Genomic DNA, 26,802 nt, shown 5'->3' on the forward strand with positions numbered 1-26,802 from the left:
CTCATTTCAGCCCTCCGGCGCGGCCCCGTCGACCGGGGTCCGGGTGCGCCCCGGTGGGCCGCTGCGGCAAGAGGCCGCGCGCCCGACTCGGCCGTTGCCCTCCGCGCGGCCCGTCCGGCCTTGTGCCGGCCCGGCCGGCGCCCCAGGTTCGGGCATGGACTCGAACGAGAAGCAGCGCCGGCGCGAGCTGGAGCTCCGCCGCGAGCAGGAGCAGAAGGATCTCGAGACCGAGCGGACGATCGGCCAGCGGCCGCTCGAGGGGTTCTCGGGCGCGCACACGAGCTGGACCGGCGATCAGGACGACCGCGCGGCGGGCGAGGTGCACGGCGACGACGAGCGCGCCGCGCGCGAGCGCTCCGAGTCGCAGATCCCGAAGCGGCCCTAGCGCGGGCGCGCCGCCTAGCCGTTCTGCGACAGGATGAGGTGCACGTACTGGGCGCGCTCGAAGGCGCCCGGGTCCCGGATGACGCGCTGCGAGAGCGTCCCGCGGAAGTCGGACAGGTCGGAGAAGCCGCGCCGGTCCATCCAGTCCTCGAGGCCCTCGCGGAGCGTCGCCAGGTACGGGATGCCGTGCTTCATCAGGGCCGAGGCGAGCTGCACCACCGCCGCCCCGGCGAGGAGCTGCTTCACCACCGCGCCCGCGTCGTGGACCCCGGTGGAGGCCGCCAGGTCGGCCGGGGTCCGGCCGTAGAGGAGCGCGATCCAGCGCAAGGACGGCAGCATCTCGTGCGGCTCGCTGGGGGGCATCACGTTCTGCAGGCTCATCCGCTCCAGCGAGATGTCCGGCTGCAGGAAGCGGTTGAAGAGGACGTAGCCCTTCGCGCCGGCGCGGTCGAGCCGGCGCACGAAGTGGGCGAGCGAGGTGAAGTAGGGCGACAGCTTCACCGAGACCGGCACCCGCACCGTCTGCACGATCGACGCGACCACCTCCTCGTAGCGCGCCTCGACCTCTCCGGCGGAGAGCTCCGGATCGGCCTGCACCGCGTAGAGGTTCACCTCCAGGGCGTCCGCGCCGGCCTCGACGACCTGCCGCGCGTAGGCGCTCCAGCTCCCGGCGGCGACGCAGTTCACGCTCCCGATGACGGGGATGCGCACCGCGCGCTTGGCGCGGGACACGAGCTGCAGGTACTCGACCGGCCCGATCCGCTGCGACGGGAAGAAGCTGCGGGTGGACTCGGCCCCGAGCCCCTCGCCCAGCGACAGCGCCTCCTGCAGCGCGGACTCGGCCGCCTCGAGCTGCTCCTCGAAGAGCGAGCGCAGCACGACCGCGCCGGCGCCGCTCTCCTCCGCCAGCTGGAAGTTCTCGACGCGGTTCGAGAGGGAGGAGCTCGCGAGGAGGAGCGGGCTCGGCAGGGACAGGCCCAGGTACGAGGTGGTGAGGTCGGCCATGCCCGGATCCTCGGCCTCCCTCCGGAGCTTGGGAAGGCCGCGCGCGGGCGCGACCCCAACGGGCCGAGGTCCCGGTCACTCCTTCCAGTTCATCGCCAGGAACTCGACGTCGTTCGGCGCCAGGTCGAAGCGCAGCGCCGCCTCGTCGATGAGCTTGAGGCGCGACGCGGCCGGGTCGGCCGTCCGCTGCTCCGACAGCCACCGCAGCGCGCTCTTCAGCGCGTCGCTGCCCGGCACCACTCCCCCTCGGCGCTCCGCCATGGCTCCTCCTCGCGCCGCGAATCTACCGGGACAGCAGCCGGGCGGCCACGCTAGAAGCGGTCCATGCCCTCGCCCACCCCACCGCCCGATCCCTCGCACCGCGCGCGGCGCGGCTTCGCGGCGGCGCTGGCGGCGTACGTCGCCTGGGGCCTCTTCCCGCTCTACTTCAAGTCCATCCGGAGCGTGCCGCCGCTCGAGATCCTCTCGCACCGGGTGGTGTGGTCGATGGTGCTCCTCGCCGGCCTCGTCACGTGGCAGCGGCGCTGGCGCGAGCTCGGCACCGTCTTCGCGGGCGGGCGGCTGCCCATCTACCTCGCCTCGACCACGCTCATCTCCGCCAACTGGCTCATCTACATCTGGGCGGTGAACACCGGCCACGTGCTCGAGGCGAGCCTCGGCTACTTCGTGAACCCGCTCGTCAACGTGCTGCTCGGGGTGATCTTCCTGCGCGAGCACCTCACCCGGCGCCAGGGCGCGGCGGTGGCGCTCGCGGCGGTGGGCGTGCTGGCGCTGGCGCTCCGCCTGGGCGCGTTCCCGTGGCTCTCCCTCGCGCTCGCCGCCACCTTCGGCCTCTACGGCCTCGTCCGGAAGAAGGCGCGCATCGACGCGGTCGTCGGCCTCCTCGTCGAGACCGCGCTCCTCGCGCCGCTCGCGCTCGCCTACCTCCTCGCGCTGGCGGGGCGCGGCGCCGGCGCGTTCGGGACGGGCGGCGCGGCGGTGACGTGCCTCCTCGCCGCGGCGGGCGTCGTGACGGCCGTGCCGCTCATCTGGTTCGCGATCGGGATGAAGGCGCTGCGCCTCTCCACCATGGGGCTCATCCAGTACATCACGCCGACGAGCCAGTTCCTGCTCGCGGTGGCGCTCTACCGCGAGCCGTTCACGGCGGCGCACGCCCTCGCCTTCGGCTGCATCTGGGTCTCGCTCGCGCTCTACACGTACGAGGCGCTGCGGGGGAAGCGGCCGCCGCGGGAGGAGCCGGAGCCGGCGCTCGACTGAGGCCGGTCGGGGCGGGGCACCGCGGCGGGTCCAGTCGCCCTCGCCCGAACGCATCACCTGAACACGCGACAACTCTGCGGCCAACGACTGCTTATCGTCAACCCGCGCAAACGCTGCGTGTGCGTCGATGTCCGCATGTTTCCTCGGGGTTTGCAACATCGCGGAATCCGGATGCGCGTCTAGGTCGCACCTCATCGGGCACGTCCCTTGCCTCGGTGACAGCCTTTTGCCGGCCTTCGACGAGCCGCCCCGCGGAGCCTCGCGCGGCGGAGAGGGAGACGCCCATGTTCCGCCGACCCGCCGCCGCGCTGACCGTTGCCGCCGCCGCCACCACGCTCGCGCTCGCCGGTTGCAGCGCGCCGCGCCCGGGGACCGCGGCCGCCTCCACCTCGGCCCTCGCCGACTGCACGCGCTGCCACGGCGACGCCGCGCAGGGGAACGCCGCCCCGCCGCGCTCCGTGGCCGGCCTCACCGACCCCGCGCAGCTCGGCGTGGGCGCCCACCAGGCGCACCTCGCGGGCGGCGCGCTGGCGGAGCCGGTGGCCTGCGGCGAGTGCCACGTGGTGCCGGCGACCGTGAACGAGCCCGGCCACCAGGGCAAGGAGCACGCCGCGGTCGCCTTCGGGCCGCTGGCGACCTCGCTCGGCGCCGCCGCCAGCTGGGATCGGACGAGCGCCACCTGCACCACCTACTGCCACGGCGCGACGCTCACCGGCGGCGCGAACACCGCGCCGCGCTGGACGCAGGTGGACGGGACCCAGGCCGCCTGCGGCACCTGCCACGGGGTGCCGCCGCCCGCGCCGCACGTCCAGCTCACCACCTGCGGCAACTGCCACGCGGGCTACACCCAGACCTCCGTCAACCTCGCCACCCACCTCGACGGGCAGGTCGAGGTGAACGGCGCGGCCTGCACCTCCTGCCACGGCGGCAGCGCGAACGCCGCGCCGCCGACCGGCACGCACGGCGAGACCGCCACCACCACCCTGGCCGTGGGCGCGCACCAGCGCCACCTCACGGGCGGCGCGCTCCGCGGCCCGCTCGGCTGCGGCGACTGCCACGTGGTGCCGGCCTCGACCACCGGCCACCCGACCGGCACCGTCAACGTCACCTTCGGCGCCCTCGCCACCACCGGCAACGCGGCCCCGACCTTCGCGCCGGCCACCGCCACCTGCTCGGGCGTCTACTGCCACGGCGCGACGCTCAACGCCGGCGGCACGCTGCAGACGCCGGTGTGGACCCGGGTGGACGGCACGCAGGCCGCCTGCGGCACCTGCCACGCCCTGCCGCCCTCGACCGCGCAGGGCCACCCGAGCGTCGCCGGGGGCCTCACCGTCTGCGCGGGCTGCCACCCCGACACGATGAACGCCGACGGCACCATCAACGTCGCGGGCGGCAAGCACATCGACGGCAAGCTCCAGATGACGGGCGCGAGCTGCACCTCCTGCCACGGCCAGGCCGGGCAGACGGCCTCCCCGTCGTCGCCGCTCGCCGCCGCGCCGCCGACCGACTCGACCGGGGCCGCCACCGGTCTCCGCGTCGGCGCCCACCAGAAGCACCTCCTCGGCGGGACGTACTCGAGCGGCATGGCCTGCCAGACCTGCCACGCGAACGTGGCGACCTACACCACGAGCCACGCGAACGGCGTCGCCGACGTGGGCTTCACCGGCGCGACGCCGGCGGCCCTGCGCGCCGGGACCTACACGCCGCGCAGCGGCACCACGGCGGCGAGCTGCTCCGGGACGGCCTGCCACGCGGTGACGAGCAGCTCGGGCACGAGCTCGGGCGGGACGCTCCCGAAGCCCGCCTGGAACGGCGCGATCACGGCCTGCACCAGCTGCCACGGCCTCGCCCCGAACACGGGGCACCACCTGTCGGTCGGGGAGCACGTGAGCGCCGGCTGCGGCGCCTGCCACAGCGGGTACAGCGCGAGCGCGGTCAACAAGGCGCTGCACGTGAACGGCGTCCGCGACGTCGGCGGGAGCGGCACCAAGATCGCCACCTGGGCCAAGCCGAGCTGCACGCCGCAGTCCGGGGTGGGCTGCCACTCCGACGCGAAGACCTGGTGACCTACCGCTCGCCCTCCGGCGTGCCGCTGTCGGGCAGCGGCTTCGGCTCGGGGGGCGAGAAGGGGATGCGCAGCTTCCCGGCGCGGTTCTCGAGGAACAGCTCGAGGCCGCGCTCGTAGTGCAGCGCGAGCTCGTCGTACAGCGCGTCGAGCGCGGGCTGGAACGCGACCGCGGTCGGCTCGGTCAGGTCGAACTCGACGCCCGGGAAGAGCTCGAGCAGGTAGCGCTCGCCGGCGCGCTTGAAGCGCACCGCGATGCGGAGCGCGTCCTGCGGGCCGGTGTCCTCCGAGAGCCGCAGCAGGAGGCCGAGGTGCCAGTAGCTGTCCTCCTCGAGCACCAGCGCGTCCTCGACGTGCGCCACCGGCCCCGCCCCCGGGCGCTCCCAGGTGACGAGCTCGCGCGGCCAGCCGAAGCCGTCCACCAGCGCGCGCGAGAAGGCGCCCGCGAAGTAGGCGCACTGGGAGTAGTAGCCGTCGTACTTCTTGCGGGCGAGGGCGAACGCCTTGTTCACGTCCTGGAAGCGGGACATCGGGCTCCTCGGGGGGGGGGTAGGTACGCCGGAACCTACCAGAACCCGCCCGCGCCCTCACGCGCTTCTCGCGGCGGCGCAGCGCATCACGCCCTGCGCGCGTACCCCTCGGGATGGATGGTGAGGACCGGGCAGCCCGCCCGGCGCACCACCCGCTCGGCCACCGATCCGAGGAGCGCGTGGCGCAGGCCGGTCCGGCCGTGCGTCCCCACCACGATGAGGTCGAAGCCGCGCTCCTGCGCCAGCTCGACCACCGAGAGCGCCGGCTCGCCGATGCCCTTCTCCACCCTCACCTTCGCCGCGCCCATCCCCTCCGCCAGCTTCTTCCACTCGGCCAGGTGCACCTCGGCCTGGTCGGAGAGGTCCTGCAGCATCTTCGGGCTCGCCACCACCGAACCCTCCGGCAGCGTGTAGCCGGGCAGCTCGTAGGCGTGGAAGAGCGTGAGCTCGCCGCCGGTGAGCCGGCACACCTCGACCGCCGCGCGCATCGCGGCGCGCGCCGGGTCGGAGAAGTCGATCGGGCAGAGGACCTTCATCCAGGGAAACGCCATGTCGGCCTCCTGCCAGACAGTGTAGCCCTCCCGCCCGGCGCCGGCGCGGGACGGTGGTGAAGCCCCGCCCGGGCCAGGGCCGTCAGCAGCCTCGCGCCAGCAGCGCGAGCAGCGCCTTCTCGGCGGCGTGGAGGCCCCGCTGGTGCGCGAGCTCCTCGACCGACCCGAAGGAGTCGGCGAGGACCTCGCCGCGCGAGAAGCCCTGGAGGACCGCCGGGTAGATGTAGGACGAGCGGCACACGGCGGGGGTGTTGCCCAGCTTCGCCGCGGTCGCCTTCACGGCGGCCACCACCATCCGCTTCCGGTCGGTGCGCCCCGGGACGACCGAGGCCGCGCCGCGCGCCAGCTCGCAGGCGCAGATGAGCGTGCCGGCCCAGGTGCGGAAGTCCTTGGCGGTGAACGGGCCGCCCATCTGCTCGCGCAGGTACGCGTTGATGTGGCGCCGGCGAACGTCGACCACCGTGCCGTCGTCCGCGACGAACTTGAGGAGCTCGCGGCCGGGCGCGGCGAGGAGCTGGCGGACGAGGCGCGCCACGCGCGCGTCCTTCACCTCGCGCACCTGCCGCTTCCCGGACTTCCCGGGGTAGTCGAAGCGGACGGTGTCGCCCTCGACCTGGACGTGGCGCGTCCTCAGCGTCGCGACGCCGTAGCTCCGGTTCTTCCGGGCGTACTGCTGCGAGCCGGCGCGCATGAACGCGGTCGCGAGCAGGTGGACGGCCAGCGCGAGCACCCTCTCGCGCGGCAGCCCCCGCCGGCGGAGGTCGCGGTCCACCGCCGCGCGGAGCGCCGGCAGCGCCGCCGCGAAGCGCACCAGCCGGCGGTACTTCGCGCTCTCCTGCCGGCGCCGGTAGCTCGCGTGATAGCGGTACTGCCAGCGCCCGGCCCGGTCGCGCCCCACCGCCTGCAGCTTCTTGCCGGGGTGGGGGCTCACGTACACGTCCGACCACGCCGGCGGCAGCTTGAGGTCGTGGAGGCGCCGGCGCGCGCCGTTCCGGACCGGCTTGCCGCCCGGCGCGACGAACCGGAAGCCGCTCCGCGGCGTGCCGACCCGGCGGATCCCGTGCCGCTGCAGGTGTTCGAGCTGGGTCATCCTGGGATGGGAATGGGCACCGCGGAGGCGCCGGACAAGTGCCGGCCAGCCGGTTAAGAGCACCGGATGCGCCTCTGCACCCTGCAGGACGGCACGCGCGACGGGCGGCTGGCGGTGGTCCGCGCCGACGGGCGCGCCGTCGCGCCGGCGGGCGCCGTCGCGCGCTCGCTCCAGGAGGCGCTCGACGGGTGGGAGCGGTGCGAGCCGCGGCTCCGCGCGCTCGCCGCGGACCTCGACGGCGGCCGGCTGGCGGGGGAGCCGCTGGACGAGGAGCGCCTCGCCGCCCCGCTGCCGCGCGCCTACGAGTGGGTGGACGGCTCGGCCTTCCTGAACCACGTCCGGCTGGTGCGCAAGGCGCGCGGCGCCGAGCCGCCGGCCACCCTCGAGACGGATCCCCTCGTCTACCAGGGCGGCTCGGGCGTCCTGCTCGGCCCCCGCGCCCCGCTCCCGCTCCTCGACGAGCGGTACGGCCTCGACTTCGAGGGGGAGGTCTGCGTCATCCTCGGCGACGTGCCGCAGGGCACGCGCGCCGGCGACGCCGCGCGCCACGTGCGCCTCCTCTGCCTCGCGAACGACGTCACCTTGCGCGAGCTCGTCCCGGGCGAGCTGGCGAAGGGCTTCGGCTTCTTCCAGTCGAAGCCGGCCACCGCCTTCTCGCCCTTCGCCGCCACGCCCGACGAGCTCGGCGCCGCCTGGCGCGGGGGCCGCCTCCACCTGCGGCTCCAGGTCACCTGCCAGGGCCGGCTGGTCGGCGACTGCGACGCCGGCCCCGAGATGCACTTCTCGTTCTACGACCTCCTGGAGCACGTGGCGCGCACGCGCGCCTTCACGGCGGGCACGATCCTCGGCTCGGGCACGGTGTCGAACGCCGACCGCGCGCGCGGCGTCTCCTGCCTGGCGGAGCAGCGGATGCTCGAGATCATCGACGCCGGCCCGGGCGGCCGGCCGGCGACGCCCTACCTGAAGCGCGGCGACCGGGTCGCGATCGAGATGCTCGACGCCTCCGGCCGGAGCGTGTTCGGCCGCATCGATCAGGTGGTCACATGACCGCACCGCACCTCACGCTCCACGGCTACTGGCGCAGCTCCTCCGCCTGGCGGGTCCGCATCGGGCTCCACCTCAAGGCCCTGCCGTTCACCTACCGCGCGGTGAACCTCGCCGAAGGGGAGCAGCGCGGCGAGGCGCACCGGGCGGTGAGCCCGCTCGGCCAGGTGCCGGTGCTGACGGTGGAGGAGGGCGGGGCGGCGCGCCACCTCGTCCAGTCGATGGCGATCCTGGAGTGGCTGGAGGAGCGCTTCCCGGCGCCGCCCCTCCTGCCGCCCGACGCCTTCGGCCGGGCGCGCGTCCGGGCGCTGGCCGAGCACGTCAACTCCGGGATCCAGCCCTACCAGAACGCGGCGCCGCTCCGCTGGCTGCGCGAGCGCGAGCCCCGCCTCGACCAGGCGTGGACGGCGCACTGGCTGCCGCTCTTCGTGGGCGGCCTGGAGCGCGCGGTCGCGGACGGCGCGGGGCGCTTCTGCCACGGCGACTCGCCCACCCTGGCCGACGTCTACGTCGTCCCGCAGCTCTACGGCTGCCGGCGGTTCGGGGTGGACGTCTCCGCCTTCCCGACGCTCCTGCGCGTCGAGGCCGCCTGCCGGGAGCTGGACGCGTTCCGCCGGGCCGAGCCCGAAGCGCAGCCCGACGCCCCCCCGCCGGAGAAGAGGAGCTAGCCATGGCCCCGGAGCCGATCGGCATCGTCCGCCTGGAGGGGCTGCACTACTACGTGCACGACCTCGAGCGGAGCCGCCGCTTCTACACCGAGAAGCTCGACTTCGCCGAGACCGCCCTCTCCACCCCGGAGCTGGAGCGGGAGGGGCGGCAGCGCTCGGCGGTCTTCGAGGCCGGCGCGGTGCGGGTGCTCTGCTCGCAGCCCGTCGGCGAGGGCGGCCGCGCCTGGCGCTGGCTGCGCAAGCACCCCGACGGCGTGGGGACGCTGATCTTCGAGGTGGAGGACATCCAGCGCGCCTTCCGGCTGCTCGAGGAGCGGGGCGGCACCCCGGTCACCGACGTCGAGCGCTTCGAGGACGACGGCGGCGCGCTGCACACCTTCAACATCACGACGCCCTTCGGCGACACCACCTTCCGGTTCGTGCAGCGGGAGGGCTTCCGCGGCGTCTACCCCGGCCTCGCTCCGCCCCCCGCCCCGCGCGGCGGGCAGAACCGGCTCGGCTTCGGGCAGATCGACCACGTCACCTCCAACTTCGAGACCATGAAGCCGGCGCTGCTGTGGATGGAGCACGTGCTCGGGTTCGAGGAGTTCTGGGAGGTGGCGTTCCACACCGCCGACGCCGCCGGCGAGGCGCGGAAGAAGGCGATGCAGGCGCACGGCTCGGGGCTGCGCTCGATCGTGATGCGCGACCCGAAGAGCGGGGTGAAGTTCGCCAACAACGAGCCGTGGCGGCCCGCCTTCAAGAGCTCGCAGATCAACATCTTCCACGAGGAGCAGCGCGGCGACGGCGTGCAGCACGCGGCGCTGACCGTGAAGGACATCCTGGGGGCGGTGCGCGAGATGCGCGCGCGCGGCGTGGAGTTCATGCCCACCCCGGGCAGCTACTACGACCTGCTCCCTGACCGGCTGGCGCGGATCGGCGTCGGGCGCGTCGAGGAGGACGTGGCGGTGCTGCGCGACCTCCAGATCCTCGTCGACGGCGGCGCGCCGGGCAGCTACCTCCTGCAGATCTTCCTCAAGGACGCGGCCGGCCTCTACGGCGAGCCGGAGGCGGGGCCGTTCTTCTTCGAGATCATCCAGCGCAAGGGCGACCTCGGCTTCGGCGCCGGCAACTTCCGCGCGCTCTTCGAGTCGATCGAGCGCGAGCAGCAGCGGGCGGGCAGGACCTAGCACGTGATCGAGCGCGTCGTCCGCGGGGAGGTCCCCCCCAAGCACCACCTCGCCTTCCGCGACGCGGAGGGCCGGCTGCGCCACGAGGAGTGCCTCACCCGCGCCGGCTTCGACGGTCCGTACACCATCGCCTACCACGTGCACCGCCCCCACGCGCAGCACCTCGCGCCGGCGCGCCACGGCTGGAAGGTGCCGCCGCCCGCGCCGCCGCGCCCCATCGCCAAGCGCCACTACCGCACCCAGGATCTGCCCGCGCCCGGCGGCGCGCCGGTGGACGCGCGCGTGCCGCTCCTCCACAACGCCGACGTGGTGGTGGGGCTCGTCGCGCCGGCGGCCGAGGACCCGGTCTACTTCTCGAACGGCGACGGGGACGACCTGTACTTCGTGCAGGAGGGCGGCGGGCTCCTGCGGACGCCGCTCGGCGACCTACGCTTCGGGCAGGACGACTACCTCTACGTGCCGCGCGGCCTCCTCCACCGGCTCCTCCCCGATCCCGGCCCGCAGCGCTGGCTCTCCCTCGAGTGCCTCGGCGGGGTGGGGCTGCCGAGGCAGTGGCGGAACGAGGCGGGCCAGCTCCGCATGGACGCGCCCTACTGCGAGCGCGACTTCCGCCTCCCCGAGTTCCAGGGGCCCATGGACGAGGGGATCCGCGAGCAGGTGGTGAAGCGGAACGGCGCCTTCCACGGCCTGCGCCACGAGACCTCCCCGCTCGACGTCGTGGGCTGGGACGGCGCGGTCTACCCGGTCGCCTTCCCCATCCTGAAGTTCCAGGCGCGGGCGGGGCTGGTGCACCTGCCGCCGACCTGGCACGGCACCTTCGCGGCGCGCGGCGCCCTCGTCTGCTCGTTCGTGCCGCGGGTGGTCGACTTCCACCCGGAGGCCATCCCCTGCCCCTACCCGCACGCGAGCGTCGACGTGGACGAGCTCCTGTTCTACGTGCGCGGCGAGTTCACCAGCCGCCGCGGCGTGGGCCCCGGCTCCATCTCGCACCACCCGGCCGGCGTGATGCACGGCCCGCACCCCGGCGCCTACGAGGGCTCGATCGGCGCGCGGACGACGAACGAGCTGGCGGTGATGCTCGACTGCTACCAGCCGCTCGCCGCCACCCCCGCGGCGCTGGGCGTCGAGGACGAGGGCTACCAGGAGAGCTTCATCGGATGAGCCGCCCGCTCGTGCCGGCGCGGATCGGGCGCCTGGCGCGGTGGGTCCTGGCCGCGTTCGGATGGACGGTGGACGTCGCCTGGCCGCCCGTCCCCCGCTGCGTCATCGTCGTCTACCCGCACACCTCGAACTGGGACTTCGCCCTGGGCTACCTGGCGAAGCTCGCGACGGGGCTCCCGGTGCACTGGATCGGCAAGGACACGCTCTTCCGCTGGCCGGTCGCGGGCCTCCTCCGGCGCATGGGCGGCATCCCGGTGAACCGGCGCGAGCGCACCGGGCTCACCGAGCGGCTCGCGGCCGAGCTCCGCGGGCGCCCGCGCATGTGGCTCGCCCTCGCGCCGGAGGGCACCCGCGCGCGGACCGACCACTGGAAGTCGGGCTTCTACCGCCTCGCGCTCGCGGCGGGCGTGCCGGTCGGGCTCGCCTTCATCGACTACCGGGCCAAGGTGGTCGGGCTCCGCACCTACCTGACGCTCACCGGCGACGTGGAGCGTGACCTCGCGCGGGTGCGCGCGGTCTACGCGGGGAAGGTCGGGAGGCATCCGGAGCAGGCGGGCGAGATCCGCCTGCTCCGCGACCGCGATCCCTAGCCTCTCACCGGACGCGCTCGTTCGAGGTCCGCAGAGGCCCTCGGACCGGTGAGGGATCTCGCCAGCATGCCCCTCCTCCCGCTCACTCGAGCTGACGTCCGGCGCTCGCCGAGGCGTCGCTCTCGTCCTTCAGCGCGACGCCGGTCCCGCCCCGGGCGAGCGCCTCGCGGGCGAGCCAGTCGATCCGGCGGGCGGCCTCGCCGTACGGGAGCCCCTCCGGGCGGATGTTCGAGACGCAGTTGCGCTCCGCGTCGGAGCGGCCGGGCCGCGGGTCGGAGGTGAGGTAGACGCCGAGGCTGTCCGGCGACGAGAGGCCGGGGCGTTCGCCGATGAGCACCGCCACCAGCCGCGCGCCGAGCGCCGCGCCGACCGCGTCGCCGAGCGCCACGCGGGCCTGGAGGGCGACCACCACCGGGGCCGCCTCCCAGCGCTCCGGCGCGAGCGACCGCAGCGCGCCGAGGAGCGGCGGCGCGTGGCGCTGCGCCGCGACCGCGGACAGCCCGTCCGCGACGACGACCGCGACCGCGGGCGCAGCCGCCGGCCTCGGCAGCGCCTCGGCGGCGCCGTCCGAGAGCCTGCGGCCGAGATCGGGCCGGGCGAGGTACGCGGCGCGCTCCGGCGCGGCGCTGCGGACCACCGGCGCTTCGACGCCCATCGCGCGGAGCGCGACGTCCAGGGCGGCGAGGTCGAGCAGAGCGTGGACGGCGTCCCGCGCCCGGGCGTGCGCGAGCGCGAGCGCCAGCACCTCCCGGGTGGGCAGGCTCGGTCCCGCGCGCCCGAGGCCGATGCGGGCGGGCGTGTAGCGGCGGAGCTGCGCCAGCGGCCCGTCGCCTCCGGGGGGCGCGAGGGGCGCGCTCACGGCCGCCCGAGCTCCAGCGCCGCGGCGAGGAGCCGGCTCCCCTGCCCCGGCGCCCGCGGCATCCCGGCCGCGTCGGCGAGCGCCATCCGCTCGAGCCACGCCTCGAACTCGGGCGCGCGGCGCAGCCCGAGCAGGGCGCGCAGGTAGAGGGCGTCGTGGAACGAGGTGCTCTGGTAGTTGAGCATCACGTCGTCGGAGCCAGGCACGCCCATGACGAAGGTGACGCCGGCCGCGCCGAGCAGCGTGAGCAGCACGTCCATGTCGTCGGAGTCGGCCTCGGCGTGGTTCGTGTAGCAGACGTCCACCCCGAGCGGCAGCCCGAGCAGCTTCCCGCAGAAGTGGTCCTCGAGCCCAGCGCGGATGATCTGCTTGCCGTCGTACAGGTACTCCGGGCCGATGAAGCCCACCACCGAGTTCACCAGGAGGGGGCCGAAGGCGCGGGCGACCCCGTAGGCGCGCGCCTCGAGCGTCTGCTGGTCGACGCCGCCGTGCGCGCCGGCCGAGAGCGCGCTGCCCTGCCCGGTCTCGAAGTACATGACGTCGTCGCCGACCGTCCCTCGCCGGAGCGCGCGCGCCGCCTCCCGCGCCTCCGCGAGGAGCGCCAGCGACACGCCGAAGCTGCGGTTCGCCGCCTCGGTCCCGGCGATGGACTGGAAGACGAGGTCCACCGGCGCGCCCGCCGCCATGGCGCGGAGCTGGGTCGTGACGTGGGTGAGGACGCAGGTCTGGGTCGGGATGTCGAGGCGGCGGACGAGCTCGTCCAGCATCCGCCACAGCTCGCCCAGCCCGGCGAGGCCGTCGCTGGCGGGGTTCACGCCGATCACGGCGTCGCCCGCGCCGAGCAGCAACCCGTCCAGCACCGACGCCGCGATGCCGCGCGGGTCGTCCGTCGGGTGGTTCGGCTGGAGCCGCACCGAGAGCCGCCCGGGCAGGCCGATCGTGCTCCGGAACCGCGTCACGACGCGGCACTTCCGCGCCACCAGCACGAGGTCCTGGTTGCGCATCAGCTTCGAGACCGCCGCCGCCATCTCGGGCGTGATGCCCGGCGCCGCGCGGGCGAGCTCCGCCTCGCCGGTGGCGTCGTCGAGGAGCCACTCCCGGAAGCCGCCCACGGTGAGGTGCGCGAGGGGGGCGAACGCGGCCGCGTCGTGCCGGTCCTGGATGAGCCGGGTGACCTCGTCCTCCTCGTAGGGCACCACCGCCTCGCGGAGGAAGGTGGAGAGCGGCAGATCCGCGAGCGCCATCCGGGCCGCCACGCGCTCCTCCGCGCTCCGCGCCGCGATCCCGGCCAGCGCGTCGCCCGAGCGGTGCGGCGTCGCCTTGGCGAGCAGCTCCCGGAGGTCCTCGAACCTCCAGGTCGTCCCGCCGGCGGCCTGCGCGTAGGGCATCACACTCCCACCCACTCGCCTAACGCGGCGGGCGAGCGGCCGCCGCAATCTCGACACGCGGCGAGCGCGCCACGGTAAGATCTTGCGGTGCGCCGATGGGTGAAGGGGACAGCCGTGATCGCCGTGCTGGCCCTCCTGGCCTTCGGCGCGCACTGGGCCTTCCGGCCGAGGAGCGCAGGCGCGCCGGCGCCGGTCCCGGCGATCGCGCCGGCCGCGCCTCAGGAGCGCCTCTCGCCCCCCCGGAAGTCCCCCCCGGTGGCGCGCGGGCCCCTCGTCGCCATGCTGCGTGCGCCGGGCTCCACCTCGGCGCAGCGCCCGGGGGGATCGCCAGGCGCAGCGGGCGCCGAGCCCGACCGCTGCCCGCGCACCGCTCGCCACCGCCCCGAGCCGGTCCACGTCGATGGAGCGGGAACGGCGCCCGCGGCCGGCGATTCGACCACCCCGGAGGCGGTGGAGCGCTACCTCGCGCAGCGCAGCCTCCAGCGGCAGCCCAAGTACCGGCTGGCGGCCGCGTCGACGGCCCTCTGGCTCTTCCGGGAGCTGCGCGCGCAGCTGGCCGCCGACCTCCGCACCGAGGATCTGGACCGGCGCCGCGGGATGGCGGGCCCGTCGCGGAGGGCCGAGCTCCTGGAGGAGCTGCAGCACGTCGATGAGGCGGCCGCGGCCGTACGCACCGAGATCGCGGACTCCGGGAGAGCGCCGCTCGGCTGCGAGGATCCCCTCGTGCAGAAGGCCGCCCTCTGCGCCGGATACCGGCAGCTGGGCGCCATCCCCGCCGGCAGCCCCGCCGAGGCCATCGATCGCTTCTGTTCCTCGGACGAGCTGCGCGCCCTCGCCGGCCTGGTGCGCCTCGGCGACCGGGTGCCGCACTGGGAGGTCGCCCCGCGGGCCCTCGTCCGCCTCGCCTACGAGCTCGACCGCGCCTACCTGGTGGCGCGCTCGGCCGAGGCCTGCCTCGCCTCGCGGCACCTGGCCTACGTCGAGGAGAAGCTGAGCGAGGCGCCGCTTCCCCAGCGCGCCGCGGCCGACGCGTTCCTGTACGCGATCCGGGACAGCCGGGCCGAGCTCGCCCAGAGCGGCCTCGAGCCGCTCCGCTGCGACGCGCCCGAGGTGCAGGGGGTCATCCGCTGCGTCGTCAACGCCCGCGTCCTCGGCCCGCTCGATCCGCGGTGCCACGCCCCCGAGCTGAAGGTGCTCCTGGCGCGGGTGCGGCGCGGCTAGCTCGCCCCGCGCCGCGGCTCCCGGAGCCTCGAGCGGCCCGCGAGCAGGTGCCCCACCGCCATCGCGACGCCGACGCCAGCGCAGCCGAGCCAGAGCGCCGAGCGGCCGAAGCGGCCCAGCACGAACGCGCCCGCGCCCGGGCCGGCCGCGGCGGCGACCGCCCAGCTCATGCTCCACGCTCCCTGGTAGCGGCCGCGCAGGTGCGCCGGGGCGAGGTTCGCCACCACCGCCGAGGCCACCGGCGTCGTGAGCACCTCGCCCACCGTCCAGACCAGGATGGCGAACGCGTACACGGCGGTCCCGCCCGCGAAGGCGTTGAGCCCCCAGCCCGCGCCGACGAGGAGCGCGCCCAGGGCCAGCACCCGCCCCTCGTCGCGCCCCGCCACGAGCCGGGTGGTGACCGGTTGCAGGAGGACGATGGCGAGGCCGTTCATGGCGGCGAGCGCGCCGTAGGTCGCCGCCGAGAGGCCGTGGCGGCGCATGTCCACCGGCAGCGCCGCGTGCGACTGCCACAGGAGCGAGGCGAAGAGGACGTTCAGGGCGAGCAGCGGCCAGAGCGTCCGGTCCGCGAAGGCGGCGGCGAGGCCGCGCAGCGCCGGCTCGTGCGCCCCGCCCTGCGGCCGCGTCTCCGGCACGTGCTGCAGCACGATGGCCGCGAAGAGCAGCGTGGTCGCGCCGTCGAGGAGGAAGAGCAGCGTGAACGAGACGCCGGCGAGCAGGCCGGCGAAGGCGAGCGCCACCGCGAAGCCGAGGTTCACCGCCCAGTAGACGAGCCCGTAGGCGCGCACCCGCGCGGCGGGCTCGGTCACCACGTCGGCCACCGCCGCCTGCATGGCGGGGCGGAAGCACTCCCCCGCGAACCCGAGCACGAGCGCGGCGGGCGCGATGACCTCGATGCGCTCGACGAACCCGAGGGCCATCATCCCGATCCCGCCCGCGCCGAGCGCCGCCACCAGCGTCGAGCGCCGGCCGAGCCGGTCGGCGAGCAGCCCGCCCACCGGGCCGGAGGCGATCGAGCCGAGGCCCCACAGCGAGGCGACGAGGCCCGCCTGCGCCACCGTCGCCCCGCGCCGCTCGGTGAGGTAGATGGCGAGGTAGGGGACGACGAGGCCGCCGAGGCGGTTCACCAGCATGCCCGCCCACAGCCACCAGAACGTGGGCGGCAGGCCGCCCGCGTAGCCGCGGACGGCGTCCTGGAGGCGGCGGAGCACGGGGACTTCTAGCACGGCGGGCGAGCCCTCTCCCGACCGGGCGCTCCTCTTCCTCCTACATGGCCGCGTCCGGTAGAAGGGCACTTGTGCCCGATCAACTGGTGACCCTCCGCTCGCCCGGCGAGGGCGAGGCGGCGCCGGCGGCCTCCGCCCCGGCCGCGCGCTGGCAGAACCCGTACCGGCGGCTGCCGGCCGTCCGCTGGGCGGTGCAGGCCGCCTACGCGCTCTTCCTCACGGTCACCGGCTGGGAGTTCTGGCGCTTCTACGAGCAGGCCGCCGCGGGCGAGCCGCTCACCGTCGCGCGCCCTCCGGCGGTGGAGGCGTTCCTCCCCATCAGCGCGCTCGTCGGCCTGAAGCGGTTCGTCCACAGCGGGCAGTGGGACGAGATCCACCCGGCCGGCCTCGTCATCCTGCTCGCCGCCCTCGGCACCGCCTTCGCGGCGCGCAAGGCGTTCTGCTCCTGGGTCTGCCCGGTGGGCACCTTCTCGCGCGCGCTGGAGTGGGTGGGCAAGAAGACGCTCTGGCGGCGCGGCCGGCAGCTCGTGGTGCCGCGCTGGCTCGACCTGCCGCTGCTCTCGCTCAAGTACCTCCTGCTGGCGTTCTTCCTCTGGATCGTCTGGGTGCAGATGCCGCTCGAGGCGATCGACGGCTTCATGAAGGCGCCGTTCAACCTCGCGGCCGACGCGAAGATGCTGCTCTTCTTCCAGGGCCTCTCCGCCGGCGCCGGCGTCGTGCTGGGCGTCCTGGTGGTGCTCTCGGTGGTCGTGAAGCACTTCTGGTGCCGCTACCTCTGCCCCTACGGCGCGCTGCTGGGGCTCGCCAGCCTCGGCTCGCCGCAGCGGGTGGTCCGCGATCCGGCCACCTGCAACGACTGCCAGGCGTGCACGCGCGCCTGCCCGGCGCAGATCCCGGTCCACCGCCGCGCCTCGGTGTGGACGGCGGAGTGCACCGGCTGCCTCTCGTGCGTCGCCGCCTGCACCGTCGCGGATTGCCTCACCGTGAACCGGCGCGCGAAGCAGGGCATGAGCCCCTGGCTCGTGCCCGCCGGCGCGCTGGCGGTCATGCTCGGCGCCTGGGCCTGCGCCCGCCTCACCGGGCACTGGCACACCGCGCTGCCGGACGAGCTCCTGGCGCGCGTCTACCAGCTCGCGCCGTTCCTCGGCCACTAGCCGCCCGCGGCCCCGCGCCCGGTTGTGCGCGGCGCCTCCGATGCCGACCGTGAAGGGTCGAACGGAGGTGTACGCATGGCAACCATGAAGGCATTCGCCGCCGCGCTCCAGGCGACCGCGCTCGCGCTGTGGGCCGCGCCGGCCCTGGCGCTCGCCCAGGCGGGCGCCCAGCCAGGCTCGGCTCCCGCGCCCATCAACGACCCGACCAGCCGGCAGGCCGGCGGCTCGGGGTGGCTCTGGATCATCGCGGCGCTGGTGGTGCTCGCCATCATCTGGTGGGCGATGAGCTCGCGCCGGCGGCACGGCCCCGCCACCCGTTGACGGGCGGCGAGCCGGGACGGCCGGCCGTGTATGCTCCCGGCATGCACGGCCGGCTGGATTGGGCGGAGCTCGACTCCGCCGCGCTCGCGTCGAACCCGCTCGGCGACCCGCCGCGGCGCCCGCTGCTCGCGTACCTGCCGCCCGGCTACGAGGCCGGCGGCCGGTACCCCGCCGTCTACTTCCTCCACGGCTTCAGCGGCAGCGCGCGCGGGTACGCGAACGTCACCCCGTTTCAGCCCACGCTCCCGGAGCGGCTCGACGCGCTCGTGCACGCGGGGGCGGTCCCGCCGTTCGTGGGCGTCTTCCCCGACGGCTGGACGCGGCTCGGCGGGAGCCAGTGGAGGGACAGCGCGGCCACCGGGCGCTACGGCCGCTACCTGGCCGAGGACGTGGTGGCCTTCGCCGACGCGCGCTGGAGGACGGTCCCGCGCCCCGGCGCGCGGGCGCTCGTCGGCAAGAGCTCGGGGGGTTACGGCGCGCTGCTCCACGGCGCGCTCCACCCCGGCGTCTTCGGCCACCTCGCCTCGCACGCCGGCGACGCCGCCTTCGAGTACTGCTACCTCCCCGACTTCCCTCGCGCCGCCGCCGCGCTCGCCGGGAGCGACCCGGCCGCCTGGTTCGAGGGCTTCCTGCGCCGCGCCCGCGAGACGAAGCCGGCCGGGGAGGACCACACGGTGCTGAACGTGGTCGCCATGGCGGCCGCCTACTCGCCGCGCGCGGGCGCGCCCCTCGGCCTCGAGCTGCCGTTCGACCCGGACACCGCGCGGCTGCGCGAGGAGGTGTGGGCGCGCTGGCTCGAGGCCGACCCGGTCCGCTTCGTGCCGCGCCACCTCGACGCCTTCCGGCGGCTCGGCTCGGTCTTCCTCGACTGCGGCCGCCGCGACGAGTTCAACCTGCGCTGGGGCGCGCGGATGGTCGCGGAGGCGCTGCGCCAGGGTGGCGTGGACGTCCTCCACGAGGAGTTCGACGACGGCCACCGCGGCCTCGACTACCGCTACGACCGCTCGCTCGCGTACCTCCTGCCGCGGATGGAGCGCGGCTGACCGGCCGCGGCCTCAGAGCGTGATGACCTGGTCCACCTGCACGCCGGAGAGTGCCCGGTAGAGATCGGGGAAGCAGCCGACGGGCACCCCCTCGATGAGCTTGTCGGCGATCTCGCGCTGGTAGCAGCACTGGTCGCAGCCCATGAGCAGCATGCCGGTCTTGCGCGCCACGCGCGCGAGCCGCTCGCCGGTCGGGTTGCCGCGCACGAGCAGGTAGTTGTTGTCGACGAAGAAGAACATCCCGACCACGTTCGCGCCGTGGCGGCCCTCCTCCAGCTGCGGCGCGATCATCTTCTCGAGGATGAAGGAGGCGTTCGGGGTGGAGAAGACGTAGGCGACGTTCACGTGGGCTCCGGGGTGGGGGCGAGCTGGCGCGAGCCCTGGAGGGCGCGCGCCAGGGCGAGCGCGACGAGGTCGGCGCGGCCGTGGTGGATGGGGTGCACCCCGCGCACGGCGCGCCGGAGGCGGGCCGCGTCGGGGAGCGCGGCGCCGGGCGCCTCCGCGAGCGCGCAGGCGGCCTCGGCGTAGGCGATGAGGGCCGCGCAGGTGGTGGCGAGGTAGCGGGCGCGGACGACGCTCCCCTCCCCGTCCACCCACAGCCCGACGCGGACGAGCAGGCCGCCGGCCGCGGCCTCGCCGATCCGGTCCGCGCCCGCGATCCTCCCGCCGCGGCGGACGTCTGCGAGGTGCTCGGCGACGGTGCGGGGCGTCACGCCGGGTCGTTATCCGCGCCACCGGGGCGCGTGCAACCCCCAGGCGGCGCCCCTTGCGTGGCGGGGGCCGCTTCGGCCGCGAGCGCCCGGGCGAGCGCCTCGAGCGCGGCGCGGTCCTCCGCGTAGAGGAGGCCCAGGCGGATCGGCTCGCCCGAGGGCGCGCGGTACCGAACCGACAGGCGGAAGCGCTTCGAGTGGCAGATCTCGTCCACGGGGAACGAGAGGTCCGCGCCGTCGCGGCGGACGGTGGCGAGCGCGCGGGCTGCGGTCTCGGGGAGCTCCACGGCCCGATGAGACCACAGCCGCCCCCGGGGGGGAAGCGTCACAACGGCTGGCTCCAGCGGTCCACCCGACAGCCAGCGGCTGCGCAGCCGGCCTGGCCTCGGACCGAAGGGAGCGGCACATGGCGATCCAGCGAAACGGGAAGGGCCTGGTGTTTCCGGTCGAGGCGCTGTTCGGCGGGAAGATCGCCCCACCGGCGCTGGTGAAGCGCGGGATGGCCGACCTGGAGCAGCGGCTCAACCAGCGCTTCCGGGCCGGCGAGGCGGCGCGCCGCGAGCACCTGGCCGCGCTGGCCAAGGTGCACGGGCCGCTGCGCGACCTGCTCGGGGAGAACGAGAAGGTGGCGGCCGGGGTGAAGCAGCTCCGGGCGCTGCAGGCGCGGTACGCGAAGGAGCAGCTCGCCGCCCCCGCCGCGCCGGAAGCGAAGGAGCGCATCTTCACCGGCTCCATCGGCGCGACGGTGGTCCCCCCGTTCAGCTACGACTGGAGCTGGCAGGCGAGCTCCAACAGCCCGGACGAGGCCGCCTCGTCGGCCGACCGCGGCACCGGCCGGATGAGCTTCGCGGCGTGGGCCAACTTCGATCACGGGTCCAGCGCCAGCGTGCGCGCCGCGCTGGGGATCTACTTCCGCCCGCAGACCGAGAACGGGATCCTCCACCTGACCTCGGCCCCCGCGCTCAACTTCGGCTGGGGAGACTGGTGCGTCCTCGACGGCGCCCACACCGACGGCTGGCTGGGGCTCATCGTCGGCCGCTACAACCTGAGCGGCGGCCTCGACGGATGGTCGGTCGACCAGCAGCTCGACCTCTGGAGTGACGACTCCTGGTGGTCGGGCACCGGGTGGCAGACGGGCTCGACCTCCGCCCACCCGCTGGACGCGTGGTTCACGGTCGACAGCAGCCACTGGTACGCCCTGTGGGTGTGGTGCGGCGGCGACATCTCGGCCGCCGGGTGGGGGATCTTCTCGGGGAGCGGCGCCGGCTCGACGATGTCGGTCGCCGTCCCCTCGATCACGTGGGAGCTGTTCTGAAGCTGTCGGGGCCGGGCGCCGGCCCCGGCGCGCCTGCCGCCTCCGCGCGCTTGGCGCCGCGGCCCGGGGGAAGTGCGGCTATATTCCGGCCATGGCCGTCACCGTCGAGACCGGGACCACCCTCTCCTTCGACCAGTTCTGGCGCTGGCTGCGCCAGCACGCCAACTGCATCGTGCGCGCCGGCACCGTCGACACCTTCCTCTACGACCAGGACGCGTTCCACTGGCAGCTCGACGAGGACGAGGACCGGAACCCGGTCGTCCAGCTCGTCTGGGCGAAGCAGCTCGTGGCCGAGCTGGTGCTCGACGTGCGCGACGTCCTCTACGTGGAGGCCACGCCGGAGGAGTCGGGCGAGGAGGGGCAGTTCTCGTTCGAGCTGGTGGGCGGCTCGAAGGAGGAGCCCTTCGCCGTGTACCACTTCGTCCTCACCCACGCCTTCCAGGAGGAGGGCGGGCACGGCGGCGGGCTGAAGCACTGATGCGGAGCTTGTGAGGCGGCGGCTCGCCTCGCATGCTCCTCCTCGCCTTCGCCCTCACCTTGGTCGCGGCCGTGCTCGTCTCGGCGCTCGCCGAGCGGACGGTGCTCTCCACGGCGGTGCTGTTCCTGCTCGCGGGCGCCGCGGCGCAGCTCGTGCTGCGCCCGGACGTCCGGGCGATCGTCGGCCCGCTGGCGGAGGCGGCGCTCGTGATCGTCCTCTTCACGGACGGCGCCCAGCTCACCACGCGCGAGCTCCGCCAGGGCTGGCGGCTCCCCGGTCGCGCGCTCCTGCTCGGGCTGCCGCTCACGGTGGCGGGGAACGCGCTCCTCGGCCGGTACGTGGCGGGGCTGGGCTGGGGCGAGGCGTTCCTGGTGGGCGCCGCGCTCTCCCCCACCGACCCGGTGCTGGCGGCGGCGGTGGTGGGCGCCCGGGAGGTCCCGCGCCGGCTGCGGCACCTGCTCAACGTGGAGAGCGGCCTCAACGACGGCCTGGCGCTGCCGCTCGTGATCGTGCTGCTGGCGGTGCTGCGGCCGGAGCGCGCGCCGCTGGGCGCGGCGCTGGGCGAGGTCGCGCTCGGGGTGGCGCTCGGGGTGGCGCTGCCGCTCGCCGTGCTGCGGCTCGAGCGGAGCCGCTTCTTCGGGGCCGCGCCGCTCTACGAGCCGCTCTCGGCGGTGGCGGCGGGGCTGCTCGCCTACGCCGCCGCCGCGGCCCTCCACGCCAACGCCTTCCTGGGCGTCTTCGCGGCGGGGGTGGTGGTGGCCACCACCGCGCCGCGCATCGCGCGCGCCTTCGCGCGGGTGGGCGAGGTGGCCGCCGAGCTCGCCAAGCTGGCCGCGATCTTCGTCTTCGGCGCGGTCCTCTCGCCGCGGCTGCTCGCCGAGATCCCGCTCTCCGGCTACGCCTACGCGCTGCTCGTCCTGCTGGTGGTCCGCCCCGCCGCGCTGGCCCTGGCGCTCGTCGGCGGGGGCCTCTCCTGGCGCGAGTGGGTGGCGGCGGCCTGGTTCGGCCCGAAGGGCTTCTCGTCGGTCGTGTACGGGCTGCTCATCCTCGCCTCGGGCCTGCCCCGCGCGCGGGCCCTGGCGCACCTCGTGGCGCTGGTGGTGGCGGGCTCGATCCTGGCCCACTCCTCGACCGACGTGCTGGTGGCGCGCTGGTTCCGCCGCGATCAGCGCCGCTCCTCGGGCGGCGCCACCCGCCCGAACGCGACCAGCAGCGCCAGGTCGTAGAGGATCTTGAGCCCCCCGGCGATGAAGAAGGGCAGGCTCGCCAGCGCCGGCGCGGCGTAGAGGGGCCCGGCGGCGAGCGGCGAGAGCGCGGACCCGACGGTGCGCGCGATGCCGGTCACGCCGGCCGCGGCCGACCGCTCGCCGGGGTCGACCACCGCCATGGTGAAGGACTGGCGGGTCGGCACGTCCATCTGCGAGATGGAGAAGCGCAGGAAGAGGACCGCCATGGCGAGCGGCAGGGTCGGCATGAGCGGCACGAGGAACAGGAGGACGTTCGACGGCAGGTGCGTGAACACCATGGTCCGGACGAGCCCGATCCGGCGCGCCACCCACGCCGCCGAGAGCGCCGACACGCCGGCGAGCACGTTGGCGCCGAAGAAGATGGCGCCGAGCAGCGCCGGGTCGGCGCCGAAGCGGCGGTGGAACCAGTAGGCGACGAAGGCCTGCACCACGAACCCGCCGGCGAAGGCGTCGACGCTGAAGAGGGCCGAGAGCTTCAGCACCACCCCGCGCGAGCTGGAGAGCCCGAGGCTGCGCTGCAGGAACGAGGGCCGCCCCGGGGGCGCCGCCCGGCGGGCCGCGGGCGCCTCCACGCCGTGCGAGAGGCGCGTGAAGAGCACCCCGAGCGCCAGCCCCAGCGCGCCGTAGCCCACCACCACCGCCCGGTAGCTGTTGAGCGGCGCCGCGCCGGCGCGCTGCAGCGCCGAGGCGAGCGCGCCGCCGGCGAGGGAGCCGAGCGCGGTGGCGAAGGAGCCGAAGAGCGTGTACCAGGCGAAGGCGCCGGTGCGCCGCTCGGCCGGGAGCGCCTCGGAGAGCGCTGCCTGCTCGATGGCGAGGAACGGCCCGACCTCGTTTCCGGCCGGGCTGATGACGCCCACCGTCGCGGCGAGCAGGAGCAGCCAGAAGTTGCCGGTGACGGCGAAGAGCGCGCCCGCGAAGACCATCAGGCCGGCGCCGGCGAGCAGCATCGCGCGGCGCCCCAGCCGGTCGGCGCGGGTGGTGAGGTAGAGCGAGATGGCGGTGTCGCCGGCCAGGGTCAGGGAGAGCAGGAGCCCGATGCGCGCCTCGGAGAGCCCCGCGGCGGCCAGGTACAGCACGAGCACCACCGAGAGGAAGCCGTAGGCGAAGAGCCGGACGGCCCGGGTCGCGAAGAGGAGCCGCACGTCGCGCGCGGCGAAGGGGGAGGTGCCGTTCACGGGCCCCCGTATAGCACCGCCGTTACCGTTCATCCGTGGAACGCGCGCGCCTGTTCACGGTCGGGTACGAGGGCCGGACCCAGGCGCAGCTCGTGCTGCGGCTCCGCGAGGCGGGCGTCACCCGCGTCCTCGACGTGCGGGCCTCGGCGCGCTCCCCGCGCCCGGGCTTCTCGAAGGCGCCGCTGGGGCGCGCGCTCGCGGCCGAGGGGTTCGAGTACCGGCACCTGCCCGAGGCCGGGAACCCGTTTCGCGAGGAGGCCGCCCGGGACCTGCCCGGGGCGCTGGCGCGGTACCGCGAGCACCTCGCCGCGCGTCCCGAGATCCTGACCGCGGTCCTGGAGGCGGCGGCCGGCGCCCGCACCGCCCTGCTGTGCGCCGAGGCGAACCCGCGCCGCTGCCACCGCTCGGTCCTGGCCGAGCGGCTGTCCGAGGCGTCGCCGGGGCTGTCGGTGGTGCACCTCTAGGGGCTCGCCGCCCCGGAGGCCTCGATCGCCGCGCGCCCGAGCGCGCTCACCACGGCCATGATCTGGTCGAGCTCGACCGGCTTCACCAGGTGCTCGTCGAAGCCCGCCGCGCGCGACAGCGCCCGGTCGCGGTCCTGCCCGTAGCCGGTGAGCGCCACCAGCTTCACCCCCGAGCCGAGCACCTCGCGCAGGCGCCGCGCCAGCTCGTAGCCGTCCATCACCGGCAGGCCGATGTCGAGGAAGGCCACCTCCGGGCGCGCCCGCGCCGCGGCCTCCAGGCCGCTCGGGCCGTCGTAGGCCACGGTGGCGAGGTGCCCCTGCGTGGAGAGCGCCTCGACCAGCGCGTCGGCGGCGTCCTGGTTGTCGTCGACGACGAGCACCCGGCGCGCGCGCACGAGCCCGAGCGGCGCCACCGGCGGGCGCGGCGGCAGCGCCGGGGTGAGCGAGGTCACGCGGGCGGCGGGCAGCCGCACCACGAACTCGCTGCCCCGCCCCGAGCCGGAGCTGTCGGCGCTCACGCGGCCGCCGTGCATCTCGACCATGCTCCGCACGATGGCGAGCCCGAGCCCGAGGCCGCCCTGCGAGCGGTCGAGCGCGCGGTGGCCCTGGACGAACAGGTCGAAGACGTGCGGCAGGAGGTCGGGAGGGATGCCCATGCCCGAGTCGCGCACGCGCACCACCGCCTCGCCGCCCTCGCGGGCGGCGCGCACCGACACCACCCCGCCCGGCTCGGTGTACTTGGCGGCGTTGGTGAGCAGGTTCGCCACCACCTGCGCCAGCCGGTCGGGGTCGCCCTCGACCACCAGCCCGCGCCGCGGCACCTCCACCTCCAGCCGGTGCCGCCGCGTCTCGAGGAGCGGGCTCGCCATCTCGATGGCGGCGCTCACCGCGTCCCCGAGCTCGAGCGCGCGACGCTTCAGCTCCACCTTGCCGCGGGTGATGCGCGAGATGTCGAGCAGGTCGTCCACCAGCCGCACCAGGTGCTGCACCTGGCGCTCGATGATGGTGCGCTCGCGGCCGAAGGCGTCTCCGCCGCGGAGCCGCATGAGGTCGAGCGCGGTGATCATGGGCGAGAGCGGGTTCCTGAGCTCGTGCCCGAGCATGGCCAGGAACTCGTCCTTGGCGCGGCTGGCCGTCTCGGCCTCCCGGCGGGCCTGCTGCTCGCGCGCGAGCAGCTCCTCGCGCTCCTGCGCCGCCCGCACCTGCTCCGAGACGTCGCGCACCACGCCCAGCACCAGCTCCACCTCGCCGGTCGGAGTGCGCGAGAAGATGCGGTCGCGGCTGCGCACCCAGCGGTAGCTGCCGTCGGCGTGGCGCATCCGGTACTGGTGCTCCAGCATGTCGCCGTCGGCCACGGCGGAGAACCGGCGCTGCTCCTGGACGAGCCGGGCCAGGTCCTCGGGGTGGACGAGGGTCATGAACCCCTCGCTCAGCGCCCCGATGTCGCGCGGAGAGCGCCCCAGCACCTGCTCCACGCTCTGCGAGACGAAGACGTTCCGGCGCCGCCGCAGATCGTACAGGTAGAGGACGTCCGGGCTCGCCTCGGCGATGCCCTCGAAGAGGCGCTGGCTGCGCACCACCTCCTCGTAGAGGCGCGTCTTCTCGATGGCGGCCGCGCCGCGGGCGGCCAGCCCCTCGACCAGCATCCGGTCCTCGTCGGTGTACGGCTCGTGCGGCTGGAGCCGGCCGACCGAGAGCATGCCGATGCAGCGCCCCTTGAGCTGGAGCGGGACCATGATGAGGGTGTGCAACCCGTGCCGGACCATCCACCCGCGCAGCGGCTCCGAGACGCGGGCCAGCACCTGCTCGTCCACCGCCGGGATGAGCAGCGCCTCGCCGGCGCGGAGGTGACCGGCCGCCAGCCCGGAGAGCGTGGACTCGCGCTCGCCCGCGACGGCGCGCCCCAGCTCGCGGCGCGCCGCCGGGTCGTTCGCCCACCACGCCTTCGGCTCGAGCCAGGCGCCGTCCGGGGTGAGCAGCCGCAGCACCGACGCGTCGCCGGCGGCGGCGGTGACCTTGCGCGCGATGGCGTCGAGCACCGCCGCCATGGAGAGCGAGGGCGCGCTGAACGCCTCGGCCGCGTCGACCAGGACCTTGAGCCGGCGGCGCGCCTGCTGCTCGGCGTCGAGCAGCCGCGCCCGCTCCAGCGCCTGCGTCCCCTGCGCGGCGAGCGCCAGGGCGAACGACCGCTGCGCCCCCGGCAGCGGGACGAAGGCGCGGAACCCGAACCCCAGGAAGCCGATGGCCCGGTCGCCCGACAGGATGGGGACGGCGATGCAGCTGCCCTCCCGGTGCGGGCTCGACGGCTTGGCCTCTTCCGCCTGCCCGTACCGCGCGGACGTCTCGGCCTGGGTCTCGAGGAAGATCGGGCGCCCCTCGCGGAGGGCGTCCGTACCCGGATGGCGCACCTCCAAGGAGAGGCGGGCGAACTGCTGCCGCTCCTCCTCCGCCAGGCCCGCCGAGGCGATGAGCTCGAGGTGGGCGCCGTCGCGCGAGCGGAGCGCGAGCACGGAGGTCGAGGCGCCGAGCGCCTCCACCCCCAACGCGACCGCCACCGCGCCCACCTCGTGCGCGGTCCGGGCGCGGGAGAAGGCCGACGTGACGTCGAGGAGCTTCTCCGTCCAGGTAGCGGCGAGGTCGGGCATCTCGGAGGTTGGGCCGTAGTGTTAGGCGCCTGGATGGCCGAT

Annotated in this window: 29 protein-coding genes; 16 read left to right on the forward strand and 13 right to left on the reverse strand. The window is 75.2% G+C overall.

Annotated features, from left to right (window positions below):
• Nucleotides 1-154: 154 nt before the first annotated feature.
• Nucleotides 155-385 carry a hypothetical protein gene (locus HWY08_RS19135; RefSeq protein WP_176068223.1) on the forward strand — a complete coding sequence of 77 codons (231 nt, stop codon included), beginning with the start codon at nucleotides 155-157 and terminating at the stop codon, nucleotides 383-385.
• Between the two features lie 14 nt (nucleotides 386-399).
• Here the strand turns inward: HWY08_RS19135 and HWY08_RS19140 are convergent, their stop codons facing one another.
• Together HWY08_RS19140 and HWY08_RS19145 are read right to left on the reverse strand one after the other, a co-directional pair.
• Nucleotides 400-1,389 carry a dihydroorotate dehydrogenase-like protein gene (locus tag HWY08_RS19140; RefSeq protein ID WP_176068225.1) on the reverse strand — a complete coding sequence of 330 codons (990 nt, stop codon included), beginning with the start codon at nucleotides 1,387-1,389 and terminating at the stop codon, nucleotides 400-402.
• 75 nt (nucleotides 1,390-1,464) lie between these two features.
• Complete coding sequence (locus tag HWY08_RS19145; RefSeq protein WP_176068227.1) at nucleotides 1,465-1,650, reverse strand: hypothetical protein; 186 nt, start codon at nucleotides 1,648-1,650, stop codon at nucleotides 1,465-1,467.
• Between the two features lie 63 nt (nucleotides 1,651-1,713).
• Here HWY08_RS19145 and rarD point away from each other — a divergent pair, with 63 nt between their 5' ends.
• Together rarD and HWY08_RS19155 are read left to right on the forward strand one after the other, a co-directional pair.
• Nucleotides 1,714-2,646: an EamA family transporter RarD gene (rarD, locus tag HWY08_RS19150; RefSeq protein ID WP_176068229.1), complete on the forward strand. Its 933-nt coding sequence runs from the start codon at nucleotides 1,714-1,716 to the stop codon at nucleotides 2,644-2,646.
• A gap of 284 nt (nucleotides 2,647-2,930) precedes the next feature.
• Nucleotides 2,931-4,712: a CxxxxCH/CxxCH domain c-type cytochrome gene (locus tag HWY08_RS19155; protein ID WP_176068230.1), complete on the forward strand. Its 1,782-nt coding sequence runs from the start codon at nucleotides 2,931-2,933 to the stop codon at nucleotides 4,710-4,712.
• 1 nt (nucleotide 4,713) lies between these two features.
• Here HWY08_RS19155 and HWY08_RS19160 read toward each other — a convergent pair whose 3' ends face one another.
• From HWY08_RS19160 to HWY08_RS19170, 3 genes are all read right to left on the reverse strand, one after another.
• Complete coding sequence (locus HWY08_RS19160) at nucleotides 4,714-5,241, reverse strand: hypothetical protein (RefSeq protein ID WP_176068232.1); 528 nt, start codon at nucleotides 5,239-5,241, stop codon at nucleotides 4,714-4,716.
• Nucleotides 5,242-5,327: 86 nt separating this feature from the next.
• Nucleotides 5,328-5,792, reverse strand: coding sequence for a universal stress protein (locus HWY08_RS19165; protein ID WP_176068234.1), 465 nt, complete (start codon nucleotides 5,790-5,792; stop codon nucleotides 5,328-5,330).
• Between the two features lie 82 nt (nucleotides 5,793-5,874).
• Complete coding sequence (locus HWY08_RS19170) at nucleotides 5,875-6,882, reverse strand: DNA topoisomerase IB (protein ID WP_176068236.1); 1,008 nt, start codon at nucleotides 6,880-6,882, stop codon at nucleotides 5,875-5,877.
• Between the two features lie 66 nt (nucleotides 6,883-6,948).
• On the opposite strand from HWY08_RS19170, the gene HWY08_RS19175 reads away from it, so the two are divergent.
• From HWY08_RS19175 to HWY08_RS19195, 5 genes are read left to right on the forward strand one after another with little or no spacing between them, the layout of a single operon-like run.
• Nucleotides 6,949-7,929 (forward strand): fumarylacetoacetate hydrolase family protein, encoded by a 981-nt coding sequence (locus HWY08_RS19175; RefSeq protein WP_176068238.1) that lies wholly within the window; start codon nucleotides 6,949-6,951, stop codon nucleotides 7,927-7,929.
• Nucleotides 7,926-8,594: a maleylacetoacetate isomerase gene (maiA, locus tag HWY08_RS19180; protein ID WP_176068240.1), complete on the forward strand. Its 669-nt coding sequence runs from the start codon at nucleotides 7,926-7,928 to the stop codon at nucleotides 8,592-8,594. Before HWY08_RS19175 ends, maiA begins: the two co-directional genes overlap by 4 nt.
• Nucleotides 8,595-8,596: 2 nt before the next feature.
• Complete coding sequence (locus tag HWY08_RS19185) at nucleotides 8,597-9,763, forward strand: 4-hydroxyphenylpyruvate dioxygenase family protein (RefSeq protein WP_176068243.1); 1,167 nt, start codon at nucleotides 8,597-8,599, stop codon at nucleotides 9,761-9,763.
• A 3-nt stretch (nucleotides 9,764-9,766) separates the two neighbouring features.
• A complete protein-coding gene (locus HWY08_RS19190) occupies nucleotides 9,767-10,924 on the forward strand; it encodes a homogentisate 1,2-dioxygenase (RefSeq protein WP_176068245.1) in 1,158 nt (385 codons plus the stop codon).
• Complete coding sequence (locus HWY08_RS19195) at nucleotides 10,921-11,514, forward strand: 1-acyl-sn-glycerol-3-phosphate acyltransferase (RefSeq protein ID WP_176068247.1); 594 nt, start codon at nucleotides 10,921-10,923, stop codon at nucleotides 11,512-11,514. The genes HWY08_RS19190 and HWY08_RS19195 overlap by 4 nt, the downstream gene beginning before the upstream one ends.
• Before the next feature lie 82 nt (nucleotides 11,515-11,596).
• On the opposite strand, the gene eutC is transcribed toward HWY08_RS19195, so the two are convergent.
• Both eutC and HWY08_RS19205 read right to left on the reverse strand, forming a co-directional pair.
• The gene (eutC, locus tag HWY08_RS19200) at nucleotides 11,597-12,373 is read right to left on the reverse strand and encodes an ethanolamine ammonia-lyase subunit EutC (RefSeq protein ID WP_209005191.1); all 777 of its coding nucleotides are present in this window, start codon (nucleotides 12,371-12,373) and stop codon (nucleotides 11,597-11,599) included.
• Nucleotides 12,370-13,761, reverse strand: a complete 1,392-nt coding sequence (locus tag HWY08_RS19205) for an ethanolamine ammonia-lyase subunit EutB (RefSeq protein ID WP_176068250.1) — start codon at nucleotides 13,759-13,761, stop codon at nucleotides 12,370-12,372. Before HWY08_RS19205 ends, eutC begins: the two co-directional genes overlap by 4 nt.
• Before the next feature lie 87 nt (nucleotides 13,762-13,848).
• On the opposite strand from HWY08_RS19205, the gene HWY08_RS19210 reads away from it, so the two are divergent.
• Nucleotides 13,849-14,982 carry a hypothetical protein gene (locus HWY08_RS19210; protein WP_176068252.1) on the forward strand — a complete coding sequence of 378 codons (1,134 nt, stop codon included), beginning with the start codon at nucleotides 13,849-13,851 and terminating at the stop codon, nucleotides 14,980-14,982.
• Here HWY08_RS19210 and HWY08_RS19215 read toward each other — a convergent pair.
• A complete protein-coding gene (locus HWY08_RS19215; RefSeq protein ID WP_176068254.1) occupies nucleotides 14,979-16,193 on the reverse strand; it encodes an MDR family MFS transporter in 1,215 nt (404 codons plus the stop codon). The two genes, HWY08_RS19210 and HWY08_RS19215, sit on opposite strands and share 4 nt — an antisense overlap.
• An 86-nt stretch (nucleotides 16,194-16,279) precedes the next feature.
• On the opposite strand from HWY08_RS19215, the gene HWY08_RS19220 reads away from it, so the two are divergent.
• The 3 genes from HWY08_RS19220 (at nucleotide 16,280) to HWY08_RS19230 (ending at nucleotide 18,726) form a co-directional block, all read left to right on the forward strand.
• The gene (locus HWY08_RS19220; protein WP_235969709.1) at nucleotides 16,280-17,362 is read left to right on the forward strand and encodes a 4Fe-4S binding protein; all 1,083 of its coding nucleotides are present in this window, start codon (nucleotides 16,280-16,282) and stop codon (nucleotides 17,360-17,362) included.
• Between the two features lie 84 nt (nucleotides 17,363-17,446).
• Nucleotides 17,447-17,683 carry a hypothetical protein gene (locus HWY08_RS19225; protein WP_176068258.1) on the forward strand — a complete coding sequence of 79 codons (237 nt, stop codon included), beginning with the start codon at nucleotides 17,447-17,449 and terminating at the stop codon, nucleotides 17,681-17,683.
• 41 nt (nucleotides 17,684-17,724) lie between these two features.
• Nucleotides 17,725-18,726 (forward strand): alpha/beta hydrolase-fold protein, encoded by a 1,002-nt coding sequence (locus HWY08_RS19230; RefSeq protein WP_176068260.1) that lies wholly within the window; start codon nucleotides 17,725-17,727, stop codon nucleotides 18,724-18,726.
• Between the two features lie 12 nt (nucleotides 18,727-18,738).
• Here HWY08_RS19230 and HWY08_RS19235 read toward each other — a convergent pair whose 3' ends face one another.
• From HWY08_RS19235 to HWY08_RS19245, 3 genes are read right to left on the reverse strand one after another with little or no spacing between them, the layout of a single operon-like run.
• Complete coding sequence (locus HWY08_RS19235; RefSeq protein WP_176068262.1) at nucleotides 18,739-19,071, reverse strand: SaoD/DsrE family protein; 333 nt, start codon at nucleotides 19,069-19,071, stop codon at nucleotides 18,739-18,741.
• Nucleotides 19,068-19,439, reverse strand: a complete 372-nt coding sequence (locus HWY08_RS19240) for a hypothetical protein (RefSeq protein ID WP_176068264.1) — start codon at nucleotides 19,437-19,439, stop codon at nucleotides 19,068-19,070. The genes HWY08_RS19235 and HWY08_RS19240 overlap by 4 nt, the downstream gene beginning before the upstream one ends.
• Nucleotides 19,436-19,723: a hypothetical protein gene (locus HWY08_RS19245; protein ID WP_176068267.1), complete on the reverse strand. Its 288-nt coding sequence runs from the start codon at nucleotides 19,721-19,723 to the stop codon at nucleotides 19,436-19,438. Before HWY08_RS19245 ends, HWY08_RS19240 begins: the two co-directional genes overlap by 4 nt.
• A 119-nt stretch (nucleotides 19,724-19,842) precedes the next feature.
• On the opposite strand from HWY08_RS19245, the gene HWY08_RS19250 reads away from it, so the two are divergent.
• The 3 genes from HWY08_RS19250 (at nucleotide 19,843) to HWY08_RS19260 (ending at nucleotide 22,455) form a co-directional block, all read left to right on the forward strand.
• Nucleotides 19,843-20,751: a hypothetical protein gene (locus HWY08_RS19250; protein WP_176068268.1), complete on the forward strand. Its 909-nt coding sequence runs from the start codon at nucleotides 19,843-19,845 to the stop codon at nucleotides 20,749-20,751.
• Between the two features lie 91 nt (nucleotides 20,752-20,842).
• Nucleotides 20,843-21,229, forward strand: coding sequence for a hypothetical protein (locus HWY08_RS19255; RefSeq protein ID WP_176068270.1), 387 nt, complete (start codon nucleotides 20,843-20,845; stop codon nucleotides 21,227-21,229).
• 32 nt (nucleotides 21,230-21,261) lie between these two features.
• Nucleotides 21,262-22,455, forward strand: coding sequence for a cation:proton antiporter domain-containing protein (locus HWY08_RS19260; protein ID WP_176068272.1), 1,194 nt, complete (start codon nucleotides 21,262-21,264; stop codon nucleotides 22,453-22,455).
• Here HWY08_RS19260 and HWY08_RS19265 read toward each other — a convergent pair.
• A complete protein-coding gene (locus HWY08_RS19265) occupies nucleotides 22,395-23,651 on the reverse strand; it encodes an MFS transporter (RefSeq protein WP_235969710.1) in 1,257 nt (418 codons plus the stop codon). The genes HWY08_RS19260 and HWY08_RS19265 overlap by 61 nt on opposite strands.
• Nucleotides 23,652-23,686: 35 nt before the next feature.
• On the opposite strand from HWY08_RS19265, the gene HWY08_RS19270 reads away from it, so the two are divergent.
• Nucleotides 23,687-24,115: a DUF488 domain-containing protein gene (locus tag HWY08_RS19270; protein WP_176068276.1), complete on the forward strand. Its 429-nt coding sequence runs from the start codon at nucleotides 23,687-23,689 to the stop codon at nucleotides 24,113-24,115.
• Here the strand turns inward: HWY08_RS19270 and HWY08_RS19275 are convergent.
• The gene (locus HWY08_RS19275) at nucleotides 24,112-26,760 is read right to left on the reverse strand and encodes an ATP-binding protein (protein WP_176068278.1); all 2,649 of its coding nucleotides are present in this window, start codon (nucleotides 26,758-26,760) and stop codon (nucleotides 24,112-24,114) included. The genes HWY08_RS19270 and HWY08_RS19275 overlap by 4 nt on opposite strands.
• Nucleotides 26,761-26,802: the final 42 nt, after the last annotated feature.

It is taken from the genome of Anaeromyxobacter diazotrophicus (assembly GCF_013340205.1).
Taxonomy (GTDB): Bacteria; Myxococcota; Myxococcia; order Myxococcales; family Anaeromyxobacteraceae; genus Anaeromyxobacter_A; species Anaeromyxobacter_A diazotrophicus.